Source organism: Promicromonospora kroppenstedtii DSM 19349 (assembly GCF_000515355.1).
Taxonomy (GTDB): Bacteria; Actinomycetota; Actinomycetes; order Actinomycetales; family Cellulomonadaceae; genus Promicromonospora; species Promicromonospora kroppenstedtii.
In genome coordinates, this window is sequence record NZ_KI911670.1 from 32,502 (window position 1) to 39,664 (window position 7,163).

A 7,163-nucleotide genomic window follows, 5' to 3' on the forward strand; every position below is an offset into this window, starting at 1 on the left:
AGTCTCAGCGCGATGGCGGCGCCGATCCCCGCCCGGCGGGCCAGCAGCGGGGTGACGAGGCCCGCGCCGGCGAAGCACAGCGTCGGCAGAGTCGTGAGCACGCCCGCCCAGACCGCGGACACCCCCAGGTCGAGGCGCATCTCCTCGAGCATCGGGCCGACGCCGGTGATGGCCGGGCGCAGGTTGAGGGCGACGAGCACCACGGCGACCGCGAGCAGCGCCCCGGCGGCGACCACGCCCGGCGTCCGGATCTCCACGGCGCCGTCCAGCTCGGCTTCCAGACCAGGTCCACTGTGTTCGACGCGCATGACCGCTACCATGGCATACGTAGGATGATTGGACGAAAGGATTCCACTGTGCCGTTGGCCACCACGCACCGGGTCGGTCTCGTCGACCAGGTCATCGAACAGCTGCGGACCGCCGTCCGGGAGGGCGAGTGGCCGATCGGCGAGCGCATCCCCACCGAGCCCGAGCTCTGCGAGCAGCTCGGCGTCGGCCGCAACACCATCCGCGAGGCCGTGCGGGCGCTCGCGCACACGGGCCTGCTGGAGGTTCGGCAGGGGGACGGCACGTACGTGCGCGCCACGAGCGAGGTGTCCGGCGCGATCCGCCGGCTTGCCGGGTCGGAGCTGCGCGAGGTGCTGCAGGTGCGGCGCACCCTCGAGGTCGAGGGTGCCCGGCTCGCCGCCACCGAGCGGACCGAGGAGGAGGTCGCCGAGCTACGCGCCCTGCTCGGCCGCCGCGCCACCGAGCTGGCCGAGGGGCGCTGGGAGGACTTCGCGCGGACGGACGCCGAGTTCCACGGGGCAGTGGTCCGCGCCGGGCACAACGGGCTGCTGGCGGAGCTCTACCTGGGCCTGACGGAGGTCATCACCGCGAGCGTCGCCGCGACGTCCGCCATCACGCCCGGCGTCGAGCACGCGCCCGAGATCGGCCACGAGGACCTGGCCGACGCCATCGCCGAGCGGGACGCGGAGCGGGCCGTCTCCGAGGCCTGCGGCTTCCTGGACGAGCTCCTGGCCCGCGTCGAGGGCTCCTGAGCCCGCGCCTGCGTTCTCAGGTCCCTGACGCCTCAGCCACGGCCCGCGCCAGGTGCTCCGCGACGGCGCGGCGCTGGGTGTCCGGCATCGACCGGTAGGCGAGCGACTCGAACATCCACAGCCCGTCGGCGGCGAGGCGGGCCACCAGCAGGGACAGTGCGGTGGGGTCGGTCTCGGCGTCGTCGGGCACGGGCGCCCACCGCTCCAGGACGGCGCTCCACGGTGCGGCCCACTCGGGCCGGGTGGCGGCCTCCAGCATGAGCTGCAGCTCCGCGCGGGTCGCGGACTCGGCGCTCACGCGGATGTACGCGGCCAGCCGCTCGCCGGCGGTGAGCTCGTCGGCCGGGTGGCCGGCGTCCGCCTCCAGCGTCCCCTCCCACCGCTCGGCCAGGTGCTCGTGGATGGCGACCAGCAGTCCCTCGCGGGAGGGGAAGTGGTACATGATCCCGCCGCGGGTCAGCTCGGCCTCGGCCGCCACGGAGTCGAAGGTCACGGCCGTGACGCCCTCGCGCTGGACCAGGCGCACGGCGGATTCGAGGATGCGGTCGCGGTTGCTTGGTCGCACGGGGTCTCCTGCGGGGCTGCGTCGCGATAGGGGTGTGGTTCAGTGTCCCGAACCGTAGGCGGACGATGCCGACCCCGGCCCGTAGGACCGCAGCAGCACCGTGGTGACGATAGCGCCGAGCGCCAGGACCCCGACGCAGATCACCATGACCACCCAGTAGCTGTTCCCGAAGGCGACGAAGGCGGCGTCCAGCACCTCGGGTCCGGTGCCCTCGGCGGTCAGGGCGTCACTCATGGACCTCGCCGCCGCGGGCGGCGCGCCGTCGGGCAGCTGGACGGTCACGGTGTAGATCGTGGTCAGCAGCGAGCCGAGCAGGGAGACGGCGGCCAGGCTGCCGAACTCGTAGGAGACCTCCTCCACGGAGGACGCCATGCCCGCCCGGCGGGCGGGCACGTTGCCGATGATCGCGGTGGACGCGACCGACATCGCTGCCCCGAGCCCGAGGCCGGTCACCAGCAGGCCGCCGAGCAGCCACCACATGCCCTGCTGCACGCCGTACAGCGTGCCGGCCACACCGACGGCGCCCACGGCCAGCCCACCGCCGATCAGCACCCGCAGGCCCACGACATGGAGGAACGCACCGGCCAGCAACGAGGAGGGCAGCGAGCCGAGGGCGATCGCGGCCACCAGGAGCCCCGCCTCGAGCGGGGTGAACCCGGCCACGAGCTGGAACCGCTGCGTCGTGGCGAGCTGCAGACCGCCCATCGCGAACATGGCGATCGCGGCCGCCAGGACCCCGGACGAGAACGCGGGGTTGCGGAAGATCGCCAGGTCGAGCAGCGGGAACGGCAGCTTGCGCTGCCGGCGCACGAAGACGAACCAGCCCACGGCCGTCACGGCGGCCGCGCCGAGAATGACGGTCCCCGAGCGGTCGGCCTTGGCGACCTCCTTGATGAGCACCACCAGCCCGACCAGGGTGACCAGGGCCTGCACGGACGAGACGAAGTCCCAGCGGGTCCCGGGGTGCGGCTCGTCCTGCGGTGCGACGGCGAGGCCGACGATGACGGCCAGCACGACCACCGGCACGTTGATCAGGAAGATCGAGCCCCACGCGAAGTGCGCCAGCAGGAGCCCGCCGACGATCGGCCCGAGGGCGCCGCCCACCACCGACAGGCTGCCCCAGACGCTGATCGCGATGTTGCGCTCGCGCTCGTCCGTGAAGGTCACGCGGATCAGCGCGAGCGTGGCCGGCATCATCGCCGCGGCGCCGACGGCGAGCAGCCCGCGTGCCGCGATCAGCACCTCGGGCGTGGGCGCCGTCGCAGCCAGGAAGGACGCGAACCCGAAGATCACCAGCCCGGCGATGAACATGCGCCGGTGGCCGAACCGGTCGCCCAGCGTGCCCGAGCCGAGCAGGAGGCCGGTCATCACCAGGGGATAGGCGTTGATGATCCACAGGCTCTCGCTCCAGCTCGCGTCGAGCTCGCGCGTGAGGGTCGGCAGCGCCGTGAAGAGGATCGAGTTGTCCAGGGTGATCAGCAGCAGGCCGGTGCCGACGGTGACCAGGAGGGTCCAGCGCCGCCCGGTGCCGAGCTGGGACGTGCCCGCACTGCGCGGAGGGCTCATCGTCATGGTTGTAAATGTACCATCTAGAATGTTAAGTTACGCGCCCAGGGTGGGGCTGTGGAGACGTCAGAAGCCCCTCGGCGCGAGCACCGAGAGGCTTCTGAGATTCACCCTCGAAGTGTAGGGCCGGGTGAAGGTTCTACGCGCGCGGCCAGGCGCCCGGCGTCGGCCACTTTGCGGAGCGGCCGTCACCGCTGGAGGTGCCGGTCAGGCGGCGCTTGACCCACGGGCCCACGTGCTGGCGCATCCAGGCGGCGTTGGCGCGCGCTGTCTCCCGGAAGGCCGCGGGCGGGGCGGCGTCGAGCGGCACGTCGTAGGCGTCGTCGTCCGGCTCCAGGCCCAGCGCGACCAGGGCGGCGTTGGCCACCCGCTGGTGCCCCTCGGGCGTGAGGTGGATGCGGTCGGAGGACCAGACGCGCAGGTCGGCCAGCGACCGCATGCCCCACAGGTCCACGACGCGCGCGTCGTACCGCCGGGCGATGGACCAGACGTTCGCGTTGAAGATGCCGACCCGGCCGTTGGTCCAGCTCAGCGCCGCACCCGCCTTGAACCCGGTGCCCATCAGGACGTCGGCGCCGGAGGCGCGGAGCTGGGCGACGGCGTCCTCCAGCGCGGCCGAGATCGCGTCCACGTCGGCCGTGGCGCGCAGGATGTCGTTGCCGCCCGCGACCAGGGACACGAGATCCGGCTTCGCGTCGAGCGTCGCGCCGAGCTGCTCGGCGACGATCGGGCGCAGCTTGCGGCCGCGGATGGCGAGGTTCGCGTACTCCAGCGGGTCCTCGCCCGCCGCGATGCGGCGTGCGGACAGCGCGGCGGCGAGGTTGTCCGCCCAGCCGCGCTGCACGTCCGGCGCGTCAGGATAGGGGTCCCACAGGCCCTCCGTGAAGGAGTCGCCCATGGCGACGTACCGCGTCCAGCGGACGGGGGCGGTCGCGGTGGGGGAGGTGGAGGGGCCTTCCGGTTCTGGGGTCGTCGCGCTCACGTTCCTCATTGTTGCGCCAACCCGGTGAAGAGTCGTCACAAGTGGGTGTGTCGGGCGGCACAGGGGGGTCGCTGTCAGTGGGTCCCGGTAACCTCCTGAACGTGGAGACCACCGTGAACCCGACACCCCCTGCCGACGCCGCCGCTGCCGCTGGCCGGCCCCCGTTGTCGCAGGTCATCGCGCCGGACTGGGCCGAAGCCCTGGCCGACGTCGAACCCCGTATCCATGCCATGGGCGACTTCCTGCGCAACGAGGTCGCCGAGGGGCGTACCTACGTCCCGGCGGGGGAGAACGTGCTCGCCGCGTTCAAGCGTCCGCTGGCCGACGTGCGCGTGCTGATCGTGGGCCAGGACCCGTACCCGACGCCGGGGCACGCCATGGGCCTGTCGTTCTCGGTGCAGCCGGACGTGCGCCCGGTGCCGCGGTCGCTCGTCAACATCTACAAGGAGCTGCAGGACGACCTCGGCCTGCCCATCCCGGGCAACGGCGACCTGCGGCCCTGGGCCGACCAGGGCGTCATGCTGCTGAACAGGACGCTCACCTGCCGCCCCGGCTCGTCGGACTCGCACGCGGGCAAGGGCTGGGAGGAGGTCACGGAGGCCGCCATCCGCGCGCTCGTGGCTCGCGGCGGCCCGCTCGTCGCGATCCTGTGGGGCGCCAAGGCGCGCAACCTCAAGGCGTGGCTCGGGGACGTCCCCGTGGTCGAGAGCGCGCACCCGTCGCCCCTGTCGGCGCGCAGCGGCTTCTTCGGGTCCAAGCCCTTCTCGCGGGCCAACGCGCTTCTCGAGCAGCAGGGTGCGCAGCCGGTCGACTGGCGCCTGCCGTAAGGACACGGCCCAGCCTTGGCGCCGGCGGACGGCCGGCGTGGACGACGTGAGTAAGGACTCAGGTGGACGACAGGAACATGCTCCCGGGCTACGGAGAGCAGATCGGCGAGACGCTGGTCGCGCACGTGGAGGCTCCCGCTCCCGAGGCCGCAGGCGCCGACCAGGGCCTTTCGGACCGGGACCGCGAGATCCTCGCGTTCGAGCGCCAGTGGTGGAAGTACGCCGGCGCCAAGGAGGAGGCGGCGCGTGAGCTGTTCGGGCTCACGGCCACGCGCTACTACCAGGTTCTCAATACGCTGATCGACTCCCCGGCGGCGCTGGAGCACGACCCGATGCTGGTCAAGCGCCTGCGCAGGCTCCGCTCCACCCGGCAGCGAGCACGCCCAGCACGGCGGTTGGCGGATGAGAACCACTGAGAAGGCACCGTTCTGTCACAACAACCCGCTACTCTCTCTGCCGTGACGAAGAGTGGCTACCCCTACCCGCCCGACGAGTTCGACGTCGCTGTCCCCGGGGGCGCACCAGTGGGTGTGCACCGTGCACCGCGCAGCGGCTGGAGCTCGGCCTGGCCGTTCCTGCTGGTCGCCGTAGTCTGCGCCGCCGTGGCGTGGGGTGGCATCACGCTGCTGTCCGGGGACGGGGGTGGCGCCGAGGCATCGGGCGACCCGTCGGCCTCGGCCTCCGCGCCGGCCTCCCCGTCGGCCTCCGCGTCGGGTGAATCCTCGGGTGAACCTTCGGGCGAGCCCAGTGGGGAGCCGTCCGGTGAGTCTTCCGAGGAGGCACCGTCCTCGGTCACCGGCAACCCGGCCAACGCGGACCTGACCGCCGGGGTGCAGGTGCTCAACTCGGGCGGTCCCACCGGTGCCGCCGGGACCGCCGCCGAGACGATCACCGGGGCCGGCTTCACGGGCACCGTCGACGCCGCCGACGACACCGCAGGCCTCGGCCAGGGCTACACGGAGACGACCGTGCTGTACGGCGCTGAGCGCGCGGACACCGCCGCGGCCGTCGCGCAGGCGATCGGTGCGAAGTCCGCCATCGAGTCGGCAGAGGTCACGTCGTCGCCGTACGCGGTCATCGTCATCATCAAGTAACGCGTCGGTTGATGTTGCCAACCGGTACCACCAGCCTGATATTCGCTTCCCTGGCTATCTCCGTAGCCCTCTGACCTGCACGTTCGCCATGCGCTTAATGCCACATACCGGGCATAGAGGGTTCCCTGGTGTGAGACGGACCACTAGGCTCGAACCACCACGGGTCGACCGCATGGCCCGTGCAGAGGTACAAGGAGAACTACGCATGGCCCAGGGCACCGTCAAGTGGTTCAACGCCGAGAAGGGGTATGGCTTCATCACCCCGACTGCCGGCGGCCAGGACCTTTTTGTTCACTACAGTGCGATCCAGAGCGACGGCTACCGGTCCCTCGACGAGGGGCAGGAAGTCGAGTACGAGGTGGGGCAGGGACAGAAGGGTCCGCAGGCAGAGCAGGTTCGTCCGCTCTGATTCGATGGGACGACGGGTGGGACAGGCCCACCCGTCGCCCGCCACCCCCCTCGATGGATGCTGGGACCCAGACCCCGGCGTCCGCACTGGACGGTCGACGACGACCGGTACCGCACGATGTCGGACGACGATGCCCGACGCCATCGAGCAGCCGCCCGTACCGCGGCTGCTCGCTCTGGTTCCCGCCCGGCACCCCCAGCCCAGCGAGCACCATGATTCGATGGGTCGGTGACGCTCCTCGACGCCGTAGTGGTGGGCTCCGGCCCGAACGGGCTGGCAGCCGCAGTGACGCTCGCGCGCGCCGGGCTCGGGGTCCGGGTCCTGGAGGCCCAGCCCACGGTCGGCGGAGGCGCGCGCACGCTCCCCGTCCCCGAGCTCGCCGACGACCTCGTCTTCGACCTCTGCTCCGCCGTGCACCCCATGGCGTGGGCCTCGCCGTTCTTCCGTGCCTTCGACCTGGGCGCGCACGGTGTGGAGCTCGTCGCGCCCGAGATCGCCTACGCCCAGCCGCTCGGCGGCGGGCGCGCGGGCCTCGCCTTCCGTGACCTCGACCGGACGGCGGACGGCCTGGGGCCGGACGGCGACGCATGGCGCGACCTGATCGCACCCCTCGCCGCCAGCTGGCGCGAGGTCACCGCGCTCGCGCTCGGGGACAAGCGGACCGTGCGCGGCATGCTGGA

At 72.2% G+C, this 7,163-nt stretch carries 9 protein-coding genes and 1 pseudogene; 6 read left to right on the forward strand and 4 right to left on the reverse strand.

Going from position 1 to position 7,163, the window contains the following annotated elements; translation table 11 throughout:
- Positions 1-308: pseudogene (locus tag PROKR_RS13530) on the reverse strand (MFS transporter); the annotation flags it as partial.
- Positions 309-356: 48 nt separating this feature from the next.
- Between PROKR_RS13530 and PROKR_RS13535 the strand changes: the two are divergent.
- Positions 357-1,040 (forward strand): FadR/GntR family transcriptional regulator, encoded by a 684-nt coding sequence (locus PROKR_RS13535; protein ID WP_036964086.1) that lies wholly within the window; start codon positions 357-359, stop codon positions 1,038-1,040.
- Between the two features lie 16 nt (positions 1,041-1,056).
- Here the strand turns inward: PROKR_RS13535 and PROKR_RS13540 are convergent, their stop codons facing one another.
- The 3 genes from PROKR_RS13540 to PROKR_RS13550 form a co-directional block, all read right to left on the reverse strand.
- Positions 1,057-1,605, reverse strand: coding sequence for a TetR/AcrR family transcriptional regulator (locus tag PROKR_RS13540; protein ID WP_036964088.1), 549 nt, complete (start codon positions 1,603-1,605; stop codon positions 1,057-1,059).
- 39 nt (positions 1,606-1,644) lie between these two features.
- Positions 1,645-3,177, reverse strand: coding sequence for an MFS transporter (locus PROKR_RS13545; RefSeq protein WP_084800435.1), 1,533 nt, complete (start codon positions 3,175-3,177; stop codon positions 1,645-1,647).
- 133 nt (positions 3,178-3,310) lie between these two features.
- Complete coding sequence (locus tag PROKR_RS13550; protein ID WP_051432964.1) at positions 3,311-4,162, reverse strand: SGNH/GDSL hydrolase family protein; 852 nt, start codon at positions 4,160-4,162, stop codon at positions 3,311-3,313.
- A 155-nt stretch (positions 4,163-4,317) separates the two neighbouring features.
- Here PROKR_RS13550 and PROKR_RS13555 point away from each other — a divergent pair, with 155 nt between their 5' ends.
- The 5 genes from PROKR_RS13555 to PROKR_RS13575 form a co-directional block, all read left to right on the forward strand.
- The gene (locus PROKR_RS13555) at positions 4,318-4,980 is read left to right on the forward strand and encodes a uracil-DNA glycosylase (RefSeq protein ID WP_036964092.1); all 663 of its coding nucleotides are present in this window, start codon (positions 4,318-4,320) and stop codon (positions 4,978-4,980) included.
- A 62-nt stretch (positions 4,981-5,042) separates the two neighbouring features.
- Positions 5,043-5,396: a DUF3263 domain-containing protein gene (locus tag PROKR_RS13560; protein ID WP_142040458.1), complete on the forward strand. Its 354-nt coding sequence runs from the start codon at positions 5,043-5,045 to the stop codon at positions 5,394-5,396.
- A 42-nt stretch (positions 5,397-5,438) separates the two neighbouring features.
- The gene (locus PROKR_RS13565) at positions 5,439-6,074 is read left to right on the forward strand and encodes a LytR C-terminal domain-containing protein (protein ID WP_169736417.1); all 636 of its coding nucleotides are present in this window, start codon (positions 5,439-5,441) and stop codon (positions 6,072-6,074) included.
- A 205-nt stretch (positions 6,075-6,279) separates the two neighbouring features.
- Positions 6,280-6,483: a cold-shock protein gene (locus PROKR_RS13570; protein ID WP_036964095.1), complete on the forward strand. Its 204-nt coding sequence runs from the start codon at positions 6,280-6,282 to the stop codon at positions 6,481-6,483.
- Positions 6,484-6,711: 228 nt separating this feature from the next.
- The coding region (locus PROKR_RS13575) for a phytoene desaturase family protein (RefSeq protein ID WP_036964098.1) at positions 6,712-7,163 on the forward strand (452 nt) is incomplete at its 3' end.

Excerpts from the sequence above, each read along its gene's own strand:
- PROKR_RS13545 (WP_084800435.1), bottom strand. The coding sequence starts at position 3,177 with ATGACGATGAGCCCTCCGCGCAGTGCGGGCACGTCCCAGCTCGGCACC.
- PROKR_RS13550 (WP_051432964.1), bottom strand. The coding sequence starts at position 4,162 with ATGAGGAACGTGAGCGCGACGACCCCAGAACCGGAAGGCCCCTCCACC.
- PROKR_RS13570 (WP_036964095.1), top strand. The coding sequence starts at position 6,280 with ATGGCCCAGGGCACCGTCAAGTGGTTCAACGCCGAGAAGGGGTATGGC.